This is a genomic window from Actinomadura geliboluensis (assembly GCF_005889745.1).
Classification (GTDB): Bacteria; Actinomycetota; Actinomycetes; order Streptosporangiales; family Streptosporangiaceae; genus Spirillospora; species Spirillospora geliboluensis.
This window is the reverse complement of sequence record NZ_VCKZ01000797.1, coordinates 1-356: the sequence shown is the minus strand read 5'-3', so window position 1 is coordinate 356 and position 356 is coordinate 1. Positions and strand designations below refer to the sequence as shown.

Below are 356 nucleotides of genomic sequence, written 5' to 3'. Positions count from 1 at the left end.
TCCTCGGCGTCACTGGTGGACGCGACCGCCCCGACAGCGGTCATGGCGTCACTCTTCACATACCGGCCCTCCTGGATCGCTGGCAACAACACCCCTCTTTGCCAGCCGACCCCAAGAAGGTTCACGCACAAGCGGCGGCGGGCATGGCAGGCCGACACCACCGTCGGCAGAAAGCCTGCCAACCGCCAAAACGAAGACCGCTGATCACCGGCTCTAATGACCGATGGCAGGTGGACCGCCCCGGCGATGTTGGAGGCTCAGATTGTTGGTTCTCAGCCGGTCTAGGTCGCTGTGCCACGTGACCGGTTGAACGCTTCCTCGTACTCGCGCGGGGGAATGTTCCCGCAGTAAGAATG

At 63.2% G+C, this 356-nt stretch carries 1 protein-coding gene; it reads right to left on the bottom strand.

Features of this window, described 5'->3' with window-relative positions:
* A partial coding sequence (locus tag ETD96_RS46360; RefSeq protein ID WP_205719782.1) for a hypothetical protein occupies nt 1–182 on the bottom strand: 182 nt, incomplete at its 3' end.
* Nucleotides 183–356 lie beyond the last annotated feature (174 nt).